Source organism: Oceanicola sp. D3, from assembly GCF_006351965.1.
GTDB lineage: Bacteria > Pseudomonadota > Alphaproteobacteria > Rhodobacterales > Rhodobacteraceae > Vannielia.
In genome coordinates this window covers 2,958,538-2,973,138 of sequence record NZ_CP040932.1, presented here as the reverse complement: position 1 = coordinate 2,973,138, position 14,601 = coordinate 2,958,538, and the positions used below count along the sequence as shown (strand labels likewise).

Annotated in this window: 15 protein-coding genes and 1 riboswitch; of the genes, 9 read left to right on the top strand and 6 right to left on the bottom strand. The window is 65.0% G+C overall.

From position 1 onward, the window contains the following. Positions 1 to 13 precede the first annotated feature (13 nt). The 4 genes from FHY55_RS14805 (at position 14) to FHY55_RS14790 (ending at position 3,625) form a co-directional block, all read left to right on the top strand. Positions 14 to 919, top strand: coding sequence for a DMT family transporter (locus FHY55_RS14805; RefSeq protein WP_140014929.1), 906 nt, complete (start codon positions 14 to 16; stop codon positions 917 to 919). 13 nt (positions 920 to 932) lie between these two features. After that, positions 933 to 1,532 (top strand): inner membrane-spanning protein YciB, encoded by a 600-nt coding sequence (locus tag FHY55_RS14800; protein WP_140014928.1) that lies wholly within the window; start codon positions 933 to 935, stop codon positions 1,530 to 1,532. 169 nt (positions 1,533 to 1,701) lie between these two features. After that, on the top strand, positions 1,702 to 2,442 hold the full coding sequence (locus FHY55_RS14795; protein ID WP_140014927.1) for a sulfite exporter TauE/SafE family protein: 741 nt from the start codon (positions 1,702 to 1,704) through the stop codon (positions 2,440 to 2,442). A gap of 265 nt (positions 2,443 to 2,707) precedes the next feature. Then, positions 2,708 to 3,625 (top strand): delta-class carbonic anhydrase, encoded by a 918-nt coding sequence (locus FHY55_RS14790; protein ID WP_254695327.1) that lies wholly within the window; start codon positions 2,708 to 2,710, stop codon positions 3,623 to 3,625. A 120-nt stretch (positions 3,626 to 3,745) separates the two neighbouring features. Here the strand turns inward: FHY55_RS14790 and FHY55_RS14785 are convergent, their stop codons facing one another. Continuing rightward, positions 3,746 to 4,450 (bottom strand): glutathione S-transferase N-terminal domain-containing protein, encoded by a 705-nt coding sequence (locus FHY55_RS14785; protein ID WP_140014926.1) that lies wholly within the window; start codon positions 4,448 to 4,450, stop codon positions 3,746 to 3,748. A gap of 25 nt (positions 4,451 to 4,475) precedes the next feature. Next, entirely contained in the window at positions 4,476 to 5,384 is a 909-nt protein-coding gene (locus tag FHY55_RS14780; RefSeq protein ID WP_140014925.1) for an alpha/beta hydrolase, read from the bottom strand. A 168-nt stretch (positions 5,385 to 5,552) separates the two neighbouring features. Between FHY55_RS14780 and FHY55_RS14775 the strand changes: the two genes are divergently transcribed. Then, positions 5,553 to 6,302, top strand: a complete 750-nt coding sequence (locus FHY55_RS14775; RefSeq protein ID WP_140014924.1) for a phosphatase PAP2 family protein — start codon at positions 5,553 to 5,555, stop codon at positions 6,300 to 6,302. On the opposite strand, the gene FHY55_RS14770 is transcribed toward FHY55_RS14775, so the two are convergent. Next, a complete protein-coding gene (locus FHY55_RS14770; RefSeq protein WP_140014923.1) occupies positions 6,295 to 6,663 on the bottom strand; it encodes an RcnB family protein in 369 nt (122 codons plus the stop codon). The genes FHY55_RS14775 and FHY55_RS14770 overlap by 8 nt on opposite strands. A gap of 128 nt (positions 6,664 to 6,791) precedes the next feature. Then, positions 6,792 to 6,871, top strand: a riboswitch (SAM riboswitch). Positions 6,872 to 6,924: 53 nt separating this feature from the next. On the opposite strand from FHY55_RS14770, the gene metZ reads away from it, so the two are divergent. Further along, positions 6,925 to 8,103: an O-succinylhomoserine sulfhydrylase gene (gene metZ, locus FHY55_RS14765; RefSeq protein WP_140014922.1), complete on the top strand. Its 1,179-nt coding sequence runs from the start codon at positions 6,925 to 6,927 to the stop codon at positions 8,101 to 8,103. Positions 8,104 to 8,286: 183 nt separating this feature from the next. Here the strand turns inward: metZ and sigJ are convergent, their stop codons facing one another. Continuing rightward, on the bottom strand, positions 8,287 to 9,153 hold the full coding sequence (sigJ, locus tag FHY55_RS14760) for an RNA polymerase sigma factor SigJ (RefSeq protein WP_140014921.1): 867 nt from the start codon (positions 9,151 to 9,153) through the stop codon (positions 8,287 to 8,289). A 7-nt stretch (positions 9,154 to 9,160) separates the two neighbouring features. Continuing rightward, positions 9,161 to 9,613 (bottom strand): carboxymuconolactone decarboxylase family protein, encoded by a 453-nt coding sequence (locus tag FHY55_RS14755; protein WP_140014920.1) that lies wholly within the window; start codon positions 9,611 to 9,613, stop codon positions 9,161 to 9,163. A 190-nt stretch (positions 9,614 to 9,803) separates the two neighbouring features. Between FHY55_RS14755 and folE2 the strand changes: the two genes are divergently transcribed. Further along, positions 9,804 to 10,901 carry a GTP cyclohydrolase FolE2 gene (gene folE2 / locus FHY55_RS14750; RefSeq protein ID WP_140014919.1) on the top strand — a complete coding sequence of 366 codons (1,098 nt, stop codon included), beginning with the start codon at positions 9,804 to 9,806 and terminating at the stop codon, positions 10,899 to 10,901. A gap of 76 nt (positions 10,902 to 10,977) precedes the next feature. Here the strand turns inward: folE2 and FHY55_RS14745 are convergent, their stop codons facing one another. Beyond that, the gene (locus tag FHY55_RS14745) at positions 10,978 to 11,883 is read right to left on the bottom strand and encodes a fatty acid desaturase (RefSeq protein ID WP_254695326.1); all 906 of its coding nucleotides are present in this window, start codon (positions 11,881 to 11,883) and stop codon (positions 10,978 to 10,980) included. Positions 11,884 to 12,068: 185 nt separating this feature from the next. Between FHY55_RS14745 and purU the strand changes: the two genes are divergently transcribed. Both purU and FHY55_RS14735 read left to right on the top strand, forming a co-directional pair. Then, complete coding sequence (gene purU / locus FHY55_RS14740; protein ID WP_140014917.1) at positions 12,069 to 12,953, top strand: formyltetrahydrofolate deformylase; 885 nt, start codon at positions 12,069 to 12,071, stop codon at positions 12,951 to 12,953. Between the two features lie 153 nt (positions 12,954 to 13,106). Then, positions 13,107 to 14,555, top strand: coding sequence for a TrkH family potassium uptake protein (locus FHY55_RS14735; RefSeq protein ID WP_140014916.1), 1,449 nt, complete (start codon positions 13,107 to 13,109; stop codon positions 14,553 to 14,555). Positions 14,556 to 14,601 lie beyond the last annotated feature (46 nt).

Sequence of the window (14,601 nt, the reverse complement as noted above, 5' to 3'; positions counted from 1 at the left end):
ATATGCCGTCAGCATGAGTTCTTGGATCACCTCTCTGGAAGGCACCGAGGCGGGGCATGTGGCGGCGCTGGGCCTTGCCTTGATGGCGGCGTTTTTACACGCGGTTTTCGGCGCTTTGCAGAAGGGACGGCACGATCCTTGGATGTCTCGCGGGGCGATTGATTTTTGCTACGGGATAATGGCCGCGCCCTTTGCGCTTTTCGTGGTGCCATGGCCTGAGCCGCATATGTGGGCGATCTTTGCCGGGGCCTTCGTGATCCATGTCGGCTACAAGATTGCGCAGGCGATGACCTACACCCGGGGGGCTTACACGGTGGTCTATCCGGTGGTGCGGGGCACGGGGCCGCTGTTTGCGGTGATCGGGGCGGGGATCATCTTTGGCGAGCATTTCACAGCAGGGCAATGGGCCGGGGTGGCGGTGCTGCTGGCGGGGATCTACGGGCTGGCGGCCTACAACCTGCGGACCGTCACCTTGCAGCGTGACACCATGGTGGCCGCTCTCGGCTTTGCCGTGCTGACGGGGCTCTTCGTGGCGCTTTACACCACCTATGACGCCTATGGCATTCGCGCGACCGCCGACCCGTTCACCTTTTTGGCGTGGTTCTTCATGATCGACGGGCTGGGGTTTGCGCCCTGGGTGGCGCTGGTGCGCTACAGGACCATGGCGGAGCGCCCGACGTTGGGGCCGCTCATGGCGCGGGGGATGATTGGCGGCGTGGTGGCCTTCTTCTCCTTCGGGGCGATCATGCTGGCCACCCGGCTCGACAAGGTGGGGGAGGCGGCGGTGTTGCGCGAAACCTCCACCGTCTTTGCCGCGCTGATCGGGTGGCTGCTGCTGGGCGAGCGGGTGGGACCGCGGCGTTTGGCCCTTATGGCCTTGATCGCCGCCGGTGCGGTGATAGTTGAGATGGCAGGTTAGAGCGGAGAGCGACATGGCAGAGAAACAGGTGCCCGGCTGGGTGAAAACGGCGCTGGAGTTTGGCCCGGTGATGGGCTTCTTCGTGGCGTTCTTCATGCTGAAGGCGGAGAGCTACGTGCTGTTCGGCCATGAGGTGAAGACCTTTACCTACATCACCTTCTGGTTTGTCGTCGCTATGGTGATCTGCATGGGCGCGCTCTGGGCGCTGACCGGGAGCTTGAGCCGGATGCAGGTGATGACGCTGGTGCTGGTGATCTTCATGGGCGGGCTGACGGTGGTGCTGGATAACGACCTGTTCTTGAAGCTGAAACCGACGATCCTCTACGCGCTTTTTGCGGGGATACTGGCGATTGGGCTGATGCGGGGGCAGAGCTATCTTGCCCGCCTGATGGAGGGGCTGCTGCCGATGAGCGATGCGGGGTGGATGATTTTGACCAAGCGGTTTGCCTGGTTCTTCCTCGCGCTGGCGGTGGCCAATGCGGTGATTGCCTTTGCGCTTTCGAGCGGGGTTTGGGTGACGGCGAAGACCTTTGGCCTGCCGGCGGCGCTCTTCGTGTTCATGATGGCGCAATATCCGCTGATCGAGAAATACGGGACGGAAAAGAGCGAATAGGTTTTCGCGCCTGCGGCAAGGGAGCGCCCAAAGAGATTTGAGGCCTCCGGCGGGGAGTATTTGGAGCAAGAAAATGGGCAATTTTAATCAAATTGTCCGGAGTGGCTTGGTCGGATCGATATGGCGGCCCGGGTCGGGGCTTGAGCTGCGGAGCCTTTAGGGGAGGGGCATGGACTTCTGGATCGTGGCTGCGTTGGCGGCCTTCATGATGGGGCTGTCGAAGGGCGGGGTGCCGATGCTGGCGATGCTCTCGGTGCCCTTGATGTCGCTCTTCATGGACCCGGCGATGGCGGCGGGGCTGCTGCTGCCGCTTTATATCGTGGCGGATTGGTACGCGGTTTACCTCTTTCGCAAGGCGTTCTCTGCGCGGATCCTGAAGATCATGCTGCCGGGGGCCTTGGCGGGCATCGTCGCCGCTTTCTTTGCGGTGACGGTGGTGCCGGGGGATGCGATCAAGCTGCTGGTGGCGGGGATCGGGATTTACTACCTCGTCGGCTCGGTCAGGGGGCGCTTTGCCCGCACCGCGCCTGCGCCGCGGGACGCCGATGTGCCGCGCGGGGTGATCTGGGGCACCCTAGCGGGGTTCACCAGCTATATCAGCCACGCGGGTGGGCCGCCGTTTCAGGCCTATGTGCTGCCGCAGAAGCTGGACAAGATGGTGTACCTCGGGACCGTCACGATCTTTTTCTCGGTGGTCAACCTGCTGAAGGTGCCGCCCTACGTGATGGCCGGGCAGATCACCGGGGCGAGCATGGGGGAGGCCGTGTGGCTGGCGCCCTTTGCGCTGGCGGGGGCGTGGAGCGGCTCGCGGGTGGCGCGGTGGCTGCCGGAAAAGGTGTTTTACCTGCTGGTGGAGGTGGCGCTGGGGGTGGTGTCGCTGAAGCTGATTTGGGAAGTGGTCGTGGGCTGAGGCCCGTGCTGGGGCGGTGGGGCCTTTGGCCTGCTTGCCTCGGGCCATTGCCGGTTTCACGCGGGCTTCGGCCCGGCATATCCGTGCCGCGCACATTCGCTGGCACACGGCATACGTGTGCAATTTGCATCTAATTGCCGCATTTCCGCCAAAGCGAAGTTCAACTTGCCCGTCACGCACTGCAGCAAGCCGCCAGCGGCCCGGCCCCGTGCCGGGCGTGGCCGGGCAATGCAGAGACGCGCGACGGAGGCGGAAGGGACACCACATGCCGAAGGCCACACACATCATGATCACCGCAGGTGCGATTGCGGGGTTTGCCGCTATGACCGCCTGTGGCTACACCGCAGAGGTTACGCCGCGGGTGTCGCTTGCGGCAGCGGGCGCACCGCCGCGCCCGACGCTGGAGGTGGCCGACCGCTATATCGACCGCCAGCGCCGGATGCTGATGGCGGATTTCGAGGCCGAGGCCTTTGGGCCGCAATCGCCGCGCGACATTGACGCGGTGGCCGGGACGAACAAGGTGACCTTTCCCAAGGCGCCGGATTTTGCCGAGATGAACCTGTGCAACATCCACTTTCACGAGAGCGCCGAGCACCGGGGCGGCGAGTTTCGCAAGTTTCGGGGCAATGGCGATGGCAAGGGCTATCGCTCAGGGTTTGTTTATGACGGCGCGCTGAGTGACGCCGAGCTTGCCCCGCTGTCTGCCGAGATTGCCGACAAGGGGCATGGCGGGCTGGTGCCGGGCGACACGATCGAGGTGCATTACGTGTTTTCCACCGCCAATGTCACGCCGGGGCCGACGCTGGGCGCTTGCCTTGAAGACGGCGCGGCGATTCCGAAGCTGCGGGTTGAGGCGCAGGTGTTTGTGCTGGTGAACGATCCGGCAGCGCTGGACTTTACCGAGCTGGCCGCCGTGCGGGAGCGGGGCGGGAAGCATCAGGCCCCGGGGATTCTTGAGACGACCGGAACGCCGGTGGCCTATGCCGGGTCCACCACGGGGCCGAGCTATAACGAGGAGGGTTCGCCCTTTCAGGTGAGCTGGAGCGTGCGCCCGAAGGTGGCGAAGGTGGACATTCGCAGCGTGGAACGCTGGCTTGCGGGCAACCCCTTTGACGAAGATCACGCCCATGGGGTGCGCAACCTCGTGGTGCAACCGGAGCTGCTTTCGCCGATTGGCGAGTAAGGCAGAATAGCTGGACGAGACGGGCCGCTCCGCGATTGGGGCGGCCTTAGGCCTAGGTTCCGCGCCAGCGAAAGGCTGCAACTGGATCGGAGCTAAGCTTCAGGACCGGGTGGCCCTGCCTTACTCCCGCTTGCCGAACAGCACCTTCTGGGCGTCCTTGTTGCCTTGCAGGCTGGCGCGCTTGTCCTCTGCCAGTGCCTTACCCTTTTGCACTGCTTCGCGGCTGCCCACGAGGTCGAGCCAGCGGGAGAAGTGGGGCTTGTCGGAGATGTCCTGTTGCTGGCCTTCCCAGAGGATCGCCCAGGGCCAGATGGCCATGTCGGCGATGGAGTAGTTGGAGCCGGCGACATATTCGTTTTGCGCCAGCCGCTTGTCGAGCACGCCGTGGAGGCGGTTCACTTCGTTGCGGTAGCGGTCCTTGGCGTAGGGCAGGTCGTTGGGGGGCTCCATCGAGGGGGCGTATTTCAGGAAGTGGTGGGCTTGCCCGGCCATCGGGCCGAGGCCGCCCATTTGCCACATCAGCCATTCTTCGACGGCGATGCGCTCGCGTTCGGTGGTGCCGTAGAAGCTGCCGGTCTTGCGGGCGAGATACATCAGGATCGCGGCGCTTTCAAAAACCGAGATCGGCTGGTCGCCGGGGCCGTCATGGTCGACGATGGCGGGCATGCGGTTGTTGGGGGAGATGGCGAGGAACTCGGGTTTGAACTGGTCGCCCGCGCCGATGTTGATCAGGTGGGTTTCGTAGGGCAGGCCCATCTCTTCGAGCGCGATGGAAACTTTCCAGCCATTGGGGGTGGGCCAGTAGTACAGGTCGATCGGGGCCATGTGTTTCTCCTGAATTGGTCAGGGGTCAGGATGGCGTGCGATTTCCCAGTGGCAAGGCCAAAGCGGCGAGGCGGGCGAGATTTGCCGTGAGGCGGCGGGGCGTGGGCGCGGGCAGGGCGGCGTTGAGGCGGGGCAGCAGTGAGGCGTCGGTGAGGGCGGCGCGGTAGAGTGAGAAGACCCCGGGGGCGAGATAGGTGGAGCCGTGGCAGATGCGGCGGATCGGGGCCGCGACGGGGTGGCCGAGCCGCGCGAGGGTGGTGCGGGTGGCTGGGCAAGTGAGGCGCAGATCGCTCCAGCCGGGCAGGTGGCCCATGCCGCGCCCCATAGCGTGGCGGCCGGGGCGGGTGGGGGCGAAGGCGTATTCGAGCAGGAGGTCGAAGGGCAGGTTTTGCGCCGAGGTCACATTGAGGAAGTCGGCCGCGTGGCCCGCAGGGCAATCGGCGGCGGCTTCGGCGCGGTGACGATATTCGGCTGCCGCCAGCAGGATCGCCCGCCGCGCGGCGCCGGGTGCGAGGTGGGGCAGCGCTTGCAGCGCGACGCGGGCGCCAAGGGAGTGGGCGACGAGGGTGATGCGCCGCTCTGGGGCGAGGTTGGCGGCAAGGTCGACGAGCTCCGCCAGTGCCCGGCCTGCGCGGGGCGCCCGGTGGTAGGCCCCCCAGATCGAGCCGCGACTTTCCCAGCCGAAGCCGAGGCAGATCGGGGCATCAGCCGCGCCGTGGCCGAGCCGCGCGGGCCAGCCATGCGCCTCGCTCAGGCCATAGAGAGAATGGTGCGGGCTATGGGCCGGGTCATGAGGGGAATATTGGAAGCCGTGCACCAGCACGGCGATGGGGGCGTTTGGCGCGGCCTCTTCCAGTGCCGAGCGCAGGCGGGCCACGGTACCGGCCGGATCGGCCAGACGGTCACCATCGGCATTGGCATGTGTCAGGGGCATCGGGGCCTTCCCACTGCGACTGGGGCCACAACATCTGGGGGTTGGATGCCTGCGTTTTACTACGCCCGCGTTAAGGCTGGGTTACAGTGCTGTGACAGTGGGGCAGGGGTTGCGCCGGGCCACGGGAACGCAGGGGCGGGCCGGGCGTTGGGCCGTATGGCAATTGACATGACAGCAGGGCGCCGCCTGACCGATTGGGCAAAACGGAACGTGGAGTTGCGCACGCTGGTGGTGCTGGCGCTGGTGGTGGGCGGGCTGTGGGCCTTTGGCGAGTTGGCCGATGAGGTGCTGGAAGGCGAGACCCGCAGCCTTGACGAAACCATCCTGCTGGCGCTGCGCACACCCGGCGACCTTGCCGACCCGATCGGCCCCGGCTGGGTTGAGGTGATGGGCCGCGACCTGACGGCGCTGGGCGGCGCGCTGGTGCTGAGCCTCTTCACCGCCGCCGTTGCGGGCTTTTTCGTGATCCGCCGGTCGTGGGGGATGGTGGCCTTTCTGATCGCATCGGTGGGCGGGGGCATTTTGCTGTCGCACGGGGCCAAGCTGCTGTTTGACCGCCCGCGCCCCGACCTTGTGCCTCATGGTGTCGAGGTGATCACTTCGTCCTTCCCTTCGGGCCATTCGATGATGGCCGCTGTCACCTATCTGACGCTGGGCGCATTGGTGGCGCGGGTGATGCCGGGCCGGGTGTTGAAGGCCTATATCCTCACGCTGGCGGTTGTGATGTCGGCCATGGTGGGGGTGAGCCGGGTGTATCTTGGCGTTCACTGGCCCACGGATGTGCTCGCCGGATGGCTGGCCGGGGCGGCATGGGCAATGGCCTGCTTTCTCGTGGCGCGGCTGCTGGCGCGGCGCGGGGCCGTGGAGCCGGAGGCCGCGCCAGAGGAGAGCGGCGGCCTCCGGGGCGGCGCTAGTTAAGCAGCGATTGCAGCAACCCCAACACGGCGACGGTTTGGAGCGTTTCACTGTCGATGCGCACGACGCGGTTGTCGATCACGCGATATTCCTGCCCGCGCGGTGGTTTGGGCAGGCGCCTGGCGTGGGTCTTGCTGAGGGCGTGGCCGCGCGTCTTTATGATTTTGCGCTCGTGGCGGGTGCGATGCTCGTTGTGTTGCGCCCTCGCGTTGCCCTCTTTGCGGGCCTCACCTTTTCGGGGTTGGGCACATGCGTTATGCCGCGCACCCCTTTCGCATTCTTGCCCGCGCGGCGCGGAAAAGGCGGCTGGGGCGGTGGCGATGGTGAGGACTGCGATGAAGAGGGTGGTGACTGCTCGGTTCATGGATTTCTCTCCTGTTGGTGGTGCAGGTTGCACGCAGCAGGCGGGAGTATCCGTCGCGATGGCGGCCCCGGAAGTGGCGGATCTCCGCTGCAAAGGGGATTGACCGAGGCAGCCGCCGGGCGTAATTCACCCCCACAAGTGGCGATTTGTTCACCGGATTGCGGGCCACTCTAAACACTTCCGCTAAAGAGGTCAGGCAGAGGAAATCCCTCGTCGCTTGGCAGCGGTGAGGGCTTTTTTTATTGGCGAAGGAGGCCAATCATGTCTGAACGCAAGACACGCACCAAGCTTGTTCATGGCGGCACGCGGCGCTCGCAGTATGGCGAGGTGAGCGAGGCGATTTTTCTCACGCAGGGCTTTGTTTACGACACCGCGCAGCAGGCGCAGGATCGCTTCGAGGCGTTGGGCGAGGATGAGTTTATCTATGCCCGCTACGGCAACCCGACGGTGCGGATGTTTGAAGAGCGGATTGCGATGCTGGAGGGCACCGAGGATGCCTTTGCTACCGCAAGCGGCATGGCGGCGGTGAACGCGGCGCTCTGTGCGCCGTTGAAGGCCGGCGACCACGTGGTGAGCAGCCGGGCGCTGTTTGGCTCTTGTGAATACATTCTGTCGGAAGTGCTCACCCGCTATGGTGTGGAGGTCGAATTTGTCGATGGTACCGATCTGGCGGCGTGGAAGGCGGCGATCCGCCCCGACACCAAGCTGGTGTTTTTCGAGGCGCTCTCCAACCCGACGCTGGAGGTGATCGACATTCGCGGCGTCAGCGAACTGGCCCACGCGGTGGGTGCGCTGGTGGTGGTGGACAACGTCTTTGCTACGCCGGTCTTTCAACGCAGCCGAGAGCTGGGCGCGGATGTGATCGTTTATTCGGCCACCAAGCATATTGACGGGCAGGGCCGGGTGCTGGGCGGCGTGGTGCTGGGCACGCAGGAGTTTATCCGCAAGACGCTGGAGCCCTATCTCAAGCACACCGGCGGGGCGATGAGCCCGTTCAACGCTTGGGTGTTGCTGAAGGGGCTGGAAACGCTTGATCTGCGCTGTCGGGCGCAGGCGGAGAATGCCGAGACCGTCGCCAAGGCGCTGGTCGGGCACGAGAAGGTGAGTGCGGTGCTCTATCCGGGCCTGCCGGATCATCCGCAGCACAACCTTGCACTGGCGCAGATGGAGAAGCCGGGGACGGTGGTTTCTTTCGAGATCAAGGGCGGCAAGGAGGCGGCGTTTCGGGTGCTGGACGCGCTTGAGATCGTGGTGATCTCCAACAACCTTGGCGATGCCAAGAGCATCATCACCCACCCGGCAACGACCACCCACCAGCGGCTTTCGGACGAGAAGAAGGCCACGCTGGGGATCAGCCCGGGGCTGGTGCGGCTGTCGCTCGGGATCGAGGATGCGGACGACCTTGTGGCGGATGTGATGCGGGCGCTGGAGATGGCCTGACCGGCCAGGTCACCAAGCGTTTCCACATTACGAGAGGAGAGGGCCGATGACCGCCCCTGTTCCCACATCCGACTTCCGCCACCTTTCCCTTTGGCCCGCCAGTGGCGCGCGCTATGGCGACGTGCACTTCAGCCGTGACACGGCCCCGGCCGCTCCCCGGCCCAAGCCGATCCAGACTGCGGATCACGCGTCGCCAGCAGAGGCCTGCGCCGAGAGATGGCGCAGCTTGTCGGGGTTGCGCACCACGTAGATTGCGCGGACTGCGCCATTGTCGATCAGCAGCGCGGTGGTTTGCAGCTCGCCGTCCGGCTCGCGTGTCAGAACACCGGGCAGGCCGTTGATGTAGCCAAAGCGGATCAACTGCGAGGGGCCGCGCCGGGCGCGGTGGAAGCGGGCGAAGGCATCGGCCACCTCGTCGCGCCCCATCAGCACGCGCCAGAGCGCCGCGCGTTTGCCGCCGCCATCGGCATGCAGGCGGACATCTTCGGCCAGCAGGGTGGCGAGGGTATGCACACCTTCGCCCTGTGCGGCGTCGAAGAAAGCGCGGGCGATTTCGAGCCCGCGCGCCTCTTCGACCTGAAAGCGCACCCGTTCGGCCCGCACGTTGGCGCGCGCGCGGCTGGCCAGTTTGCGGCAGGCGGCGGGGCTGCTTTCAAGCGCGGTGGCGATCTGCTCGAAGCTCTCGCCGAAGACATCGTGCAGCAGAAAGGCCGCCCGCTCGCGGGGGGAAAGTCGTTCAAGCGCGATCATCAGGGGCAGGGTGACATCTTCAACCGGCTCCTCTTCCAGCACCGGCTCGGGCAGCCATTCACCGGGGTAGGTCTCGCGCCGAACGCGGGCAGACTTGAGGTGATCGAGGCAGAGCCGGGTAACGGTGCGGCGCAGGAAGGCGGCGGGCACACGCACCGCCGCCCTGTCTGTTGTCGACCAACGCAGCCAAGCCTCCTGCACCACGTCCTCGGCATCGCTCATTGTGCCGAGCATCCGATAGGCGACCCGCAGCAAGGCGGGCCGCTCGGCGGCGAAGCGTTCTGCGCCGGTGTCGCTCATGGCGCGCTCATGTCCAGCCATATTCGGGCACGAACTGGTCAAAGCCGATGGCGAGGCGGTTCCAGCCGTTGATGACGTTGATCAGCATGGTCAGGGTCACCTGTTCTGCGGGGTCGAACTCTGCGGCCAGCGCGGCGTACACCGCCTTGGGCGCGCGACGGGTGGAAACCTGCGTCAGATGGTCTGTCCAGGCAAGGGCGGCGCGTTCGCGCGGGGTGTAGCAGGGTGCATCTTCCCATGCGGGCAGCAGGTGCAGGCGCTGCGGGGTTTCGCCCTGACCGCTGGCCGCGAAGCTGTGCATGTTCAGGCAGTTGGCACAGCCGTTGATCTGGGAGGCGCGCAGCTTGACCAACTCGCAGAGTGCGGGATCCAGCCCGGCGGCCTCGACGGTGTTGGAAAGCTTCAGCCATTCCGTCATCAGCTTGGGTGCGGCGGTGGTGATATCAACTCTGGGCGTCATTGGGTTTTCCTGTGTGAAGGGGTCGATACCTTGATGACGAGACAGCCCGCCTAGATGTGACATCGGGGGCAGCAAAACGGCTGAATCGCCCCCCGAATGGTCGCCCGCGGCTTAAGGATAGCTTGCAAGGCGGGGTATATGCCCCATATGCAGGCGGTGGCCCGCACCCGTGTGAAAGGGGGAAATTGCCATGAACATCCTTGCCGCCGCGCTGGGCGAGACGACCGATGAGGAGGCCCGCGCCGCGCTGGACGTGCTGCGCCGCTGGGCTGAAAAGGCAACGCCTGAGGAGGTGGCTGCGCTCGATCCTGCGATCGCGCGGCTTTTGCCCGATGCGCCGCTGCCGAATTACCCTGCCCTCGCGCGGGCCTATCCCGAAGAGTTCAAGGTGGACGAGGCCTATAAGGCCGGGTTGCCGGATTTGCAGAACGGGCCAAGCAGCCTGATCCGGGGGGCGCGGCAGCATATTGAGCATGTGGGGATTTCCAACTTCCGCCTGCCGATCCGGTTTCACCGGCGGGATGGCGGGGACATCACGCTGGAAACGTCGGTGACGGGCACGGTGAGCCTTGAGGCGGAGAAGAAGGGCATCAACATGTCTCGCATCATGCGGACCTTCTATGCCCGCGCCGAGGAGGTGTTTTCGCTCGACGTGGTGGAGGAGACGCTGGAGGCCTACAAGGGGGATCTGGAGAGCTTCGATGCCCGCATCCAGATGCGGTTTTCCTTCCCGATGAAGGTGGACTCGCTGCGCAGCGGGCTGACCGGCTACCAGTATTATGACATTGCGATGGAGGTGGTGGACGCGGGCGGGCGGCGCAAGAAGCTGATGCATCTGGATTTCGTTTATTCCAGCACATGCCCCTGTTCGCTGGAGCTTTCAGAACATGCCCGCCGGGCGCGCGGGCAGCTGGCGACGCCACACTCGCAACGCTCGGTGGCGCGGATCTCGGTGGAGTGCCTGCCGGGGCAGCGGCTGTGGTTTGAGGACTTGGTGGAACTGTGCCGGAGCGCGGTGCCGACCGAGACGCAGGTGATGGTGAAGCGCGAGGACGAGCAGGCCTTTGCGGAGTTGAACGCGGCGAACCCGATCTTTGTGGAGGATGCGGCGCGGAGTTTCTGCGAGGCCTTGCAAGCGGAGCCTCGGGTGGGGGATTTCAGGATCGTGGCAAGCCATCAGGAGAGCCTGCACTCCCATGATGCGGTGGCGGTGCTGACGGAGGGGCCGACCTTTGCGGCGCAGAGCCTTGACCCGAAACTGTTCACCACGCTGGTGCATGGCGGGTAGCGGCTGCGATGAGGGGCTGCGCCGTCAGGCGAGGCGCTGATGAGCCGTCGTCGGGGCGGTGGGCAGATTGCCCACCCTACGGGGTTGCGATGGGTGTCAGGCCGTCACGCGGGGGCTCGCTGGCGGGAAGTTTGACGCCAGTGGCGAGGCCGAGGGCTTCCAGCGTTCGGATGAACCAGTAGCCGGGGTCGAGCTGGCCCTTTTCAACGCCAAGGCGGGCGGAATGGGGGAAGGCGTGGTGGTTGCCGTGCCAGTTTTCTCCGAAGGTGACGAGCGACCAGCCGGGGAGGTTGTAGCCCTGCACCGGCAGGCCCGCGATGTGCCAGCCCTGGTGGCCTGATCGGTGGCAGTAGTGGCCCACCATCCAGTGCATCGTCAGCGACACCCAGACGCGCAGGCAGATGCCCCAGAGCAGCCAAGACCAACCGCCGATCAGAAAGAGCAGGACGGCGAGGGGGAGTTGCTGGGCCATCCATGTGCGTTCGATGAAGCGATAGACCGGGTCGCGGGCGACTTCGGGCTCGATCTCCAGCCGGGGCGGGTGCTTCAGGCGGTAGCTGCACATCAGTTGCCAGTAGGCATCGCGGAAGAAGCCTGCGTCATGCGAGGGATGGGGCGGGCAGCTGGCTTGGCGCTGGTGCCAGTCGCGCATGTCATGGGCGCGGATCATGCCCATCGGCCCAGCCATGCCAACGAGCGTGCCGAGCCAGACAAGCAGGCGCTCCAGCCAGAGCGGCGTGGAGAAGGCGCGGTGGATGAGCAGGCGATGCATGCCGACGGAATGGCCAGCGCAGATGGTGAGGCCGGTCAGCAGGATGAAGACGGCGAATCCACCCCAGCTCGGGAAAAACAACAGCGCGGCGAGGCCGCCAAGGCCGTGCGCGGCCCACCATGCGGCTTTGAGCGGCTCGAAGGCGATACGCCCTGCCATCGGGTCGCATCCCGGGCCCGCCTTGACGCGCTCGCTATCGACCAGTGGCACCACCCGTTCCTCCGCAACAGTTCCTTATAGGAACACCATGTGTCGTATTGTGGCAATCCCGCGCTTTGGGGGCGGTTATTCTGCGGCCACAACGCCGTTTGCCTGCGTGGAGGAGTTGACGGGGGTCCGCCCCCTGATAGGGCATCGGAGCAACACGAGACCTTAACGCGCAGGACCACCTAGCCATGAGCCGCTACACCCTTACCGTCACCTGCCCCTCCACGCGGGGCATCGTTGCCGCAATCTCCGGCTTTCTCGCCGAGAAGGGCTGCAACATCACCGACTCGGCGCAGTTTGACGACCCGGGGACCGGGAACTTCTTCATGCGGACCAGCTTCAACTCCGAGGAGGGCGCGCCGCTGGAGGCGCTGCGCGAGGCCTTCGGCGCGGTGGCGGGGCCCTTCTCGATGGACTGGGCAATTCACGACGATGCGCAGAAGATGAAGGTGATCATCATGGTCTCCCGCTTCGGGCATTGCCTGAACGACCTGCTCTATCGCTGGCGGATCGGGGCGCTGCCGGTGGAGATCGTGGCGGTGATCTCCAACCACCTCGACTACCAGAAGGTGGTGGTGAACCATGACATCCCATTCCACCACATCCGGGTGACGAAGGAGAACAAGCCGCAGGCCGAGCTGCGGATCATGGATGTGGTCGAGGACACCGGGGCGGAGCTGATCGTGCTGGCGCGTTACATGCAGGTGCTGTCTGACGCGATGTGCCAGAAGATGGCGGGGCGGATCATCAACATCCACCATTCCTTCCTGCCCAGCTTCAAGGGCGCGAACCCCTACAAGCAGGCGTTTGAGCGCGGGGTGAAGCTGATTGGGGCGACGGCGCATTTTGTGACCGCCGATCTGGATGAAGGGCCGATCATCGAGCAGGACACGGTGCGCGTGACCCATGCCCAGAGCGGCGAGGATTATGTGAGCCTTGGCCGGGATGTGGAGGCGCAGGTGTTTGCCCGCGCGATCCACGCGTACATTCACCACCGGGTGCTGATGAACGGGACCAAGACGGTGGTGTTCCCGGCCTCGCCGGGCGGCTATCGCTCGGAGCGGATGGGGTAGGCGGCTGCCGGAGTGGCGGGGCCAGTCATGCCCTTTGGGTGAGACGTCATCGTTCATGCGGTCCGCGCGTGCCGGAGTGGAGCGCCTTGTTTTGCGGTGATGGGCCGGGGGAGCGCTTGACAGTCTGCGCGGCTCACGCCAACCGTTCACCTCATGTTGGACGTTCGCCCGGTCGGTTATGTCATCGGCCTTCTCACCGCAATTCTAGGCGCCATGATGCTGCTGCCCATGGCGGTGGATATCTATGAGGCCAACGCGCAGTGGCCGGTGTTCCTTGAAAGCGGGATCATCACCATGCTGTCGGGCGGGCTCATTGCGCTGGCCTGTGCCAATGGGGTGAGCGAGGGGCTGACGCTGCGCCAGACCTTTTTGCTGACGACGCTGGTCTGGGTGGCGCTGCCGTTCTTTGCGGCGATTCCCTTTGTTTTCGGGGCGACCGAGGCGCGGGCGGTGGATGCCTTCTTTGAGGCGATGTCGGGCCTGACGACGACCGGCTCGACGGTGTTTAGTGGGCTCGACGACCTGCCGAAGGGAATCCTGCTTTGGCGGGGCATTCTGCAATGGCTCGGCGGGATCGGGATTATCGTGGTTGCGATGGTGTTCCTGCCCGAGCTGAAGGTGGGCGGGATGCAGATTTTCCGCTCGGAAGCCTTTGAGACGATGGGGAAGATTTTGCCGAGGGCCACGCAGATCGCGGCGCAGATCTCGGTGATCTACATTGCCATCACCTTCGCTTGCATGATGACTTACCTGTTCCTCGGGATGAGCGGGTTTGATGCGCTGGTGCATGCGCTGACCACCGTCTCGACGGGGGGCTTTTCCAACTATGATGCCAGTTTCGGCACCTTCTCGGGCGCGCCGGAATATGCCGCCTCGATCTTCATGATCCTCGCGGCCTTGCCCTTTGTGCGCTACGTGCAACTGGTGCATGGCAATGCCACGCCGCTGTGGCGCGACACGCAGGTGCGCACCTTCCTTGCCATCATCGCGATCCTTGTGCTGATCACCTCGCTGATCCTGACCTCGATCTTTCCGCATCACTGGGAGCAGGCGATGCGGGAGGGGCTCTTCAACATCACCTCGATCATGTCGGGCACGGGCTATGCCTCTGTGGATTACATGCAGTGGGGCGGATTTTTGGTGATCATGTTCTTCTTCATCGGCCTCATCGGCGGCTGCGCGGGCTCGACGGCCTGCTCGGTGAAGATCTTCCGCTACCAGTTGCTCTTCGCCTCGATCCGCAGCCAGATCCGCACCATTCACTCGCCTTCGGGCATCTTCACACCGCGCTATGACGGGCGGCCCATCGGGGAGGATGTGCTGAGCTCGGTGATGAGCTTCTTCGTGCTGTTCACGGTGTCGCTTGGGGCGCTGGCGGTGATGCTGAGCTTCACCGGGCTGGATTTTACCACCTCGGTTTCCGGCGCGGCGACGGCGATTGCCAATATCGGCCCCGGTCTGGGCGATACCATCGGGCCGGCAGGGAACTTCAGCACGTTGAATGACACGGCCAAGTGGCTGCTGGCGGGCGGGATGCTGGTGGGGCGGCTCGAGGTTCTGGCAGTTTACGCGCTGTTCACGGTGAACTTCTGGCGGGCGTAAGGCGCGGCGCGTCAGGGTAAGGTGGGCAGATTGCCCACCCTACGGG

What these genes read in the sequence shown, in the direction of transcription:
- FHY55_RS14755 (WP_140014920.1), bottom strand. Translation starts at nt 9,613, where the DNA reads ATGACGCCCAGAGTTGATATCACCACCGCCGCACCCAAGCTGATGACG.
- FHY55_RS14800 (WP_140014928.1), top strand. Translation starts at nt 933, where the DNA reads ATGGCAGAGAAACAGGTGCCCGGCTGGGTGAAAACGGCGCTGGAGTTT.
- FHY55_RS14775 (WP_140014924.1), top strand. Translation starts at nt 5,553, where the DNA reads ATGACAGCAGGGCGCCGCCTGACCGATTGGGCAAAACGGAACGTGGAG.
- metZ (WP_140014922.1), top strand. Translation starts at nt 6,925, where the DNA reads ATGTCTGAACGCAAGACACGCACCAAGCTTGTTCATGGCGGCACGCGG.
- FHY55_RS14790 (WP_254695327.1), top strand. Translation starts at nt 2,708, where the DNA reads ATGCCGAAGGCCACACACATCATGATCACCGCAGGTGCGATTGCGGGG.
- purU (WP_140014917.1), top strand. Translation starts at nt 12,069, where the DNA reads ATGAGCCGCTACACCCTTACCGTCACCTGCCCCTCCACGCGGGGCATC.
- FHY55_RS14805 (WP_140014929.1), top strand. Translation starts at nt 14, where the DNA reads ATGAGTTCTTGGATCACCTCTCTGGAAGGCACCGAGGCGGGGCATGTG.
- FHY55_RS14785 (WP_140014926.1), bottom strand. Translation starts at nt 4,450, where the DNA reads ATGGCCCCGATCGACCTGTACTACTGGCCCACCCCCAATGGCTGGAAA.
- folE2 (WP_140014919.1), top strand. Translation starts at nt 9,804, where the DNA reads ATGAACATCCTTGCCGCCGCGCTGGGCGAGACGACCGATGAGGAGGCC.
- FHY55_RS14795 (WP_140014927.1), top strand. Translation starts at nt 1,702, where the DNA reads ATGGACTTCTGGATCGTGGCTGCGTTGGCGGCCTTCATGATGGGGCTG.
- FHY55_RS14780 (WP_140014925.1), bottom strand. Translation starts at nt 5,384, where the DNA reads ATGCCCCTGACACATGCCAATGCCGATGGTGACCGTCTGGCCGATCCG.
- FHY55_RS14735 (WP_140014916.1), top strand. Translation starts at nt 13,107, where the DNA reads ATGTTGGACGTTCGCCCGGTCGGTTATGTCATCGGCCTTCTCACCGCA.
- sigJ (WP_140014921.1), bottom strand. Translation starts at nt 9,153, where the DNA reads ATGAGCGACACCGGCGCAGAACGCTTCGCCGCCGAGCGGCCCGCCTTG.
- FHY55_RS14770 (WP_140014923.1), bottom strand. Translation starts at nt 6,663, where the DNA reads ATGAACCGAGCAGTCACCACCCTCTTCATCGCAGTCCTCACCATCGCC.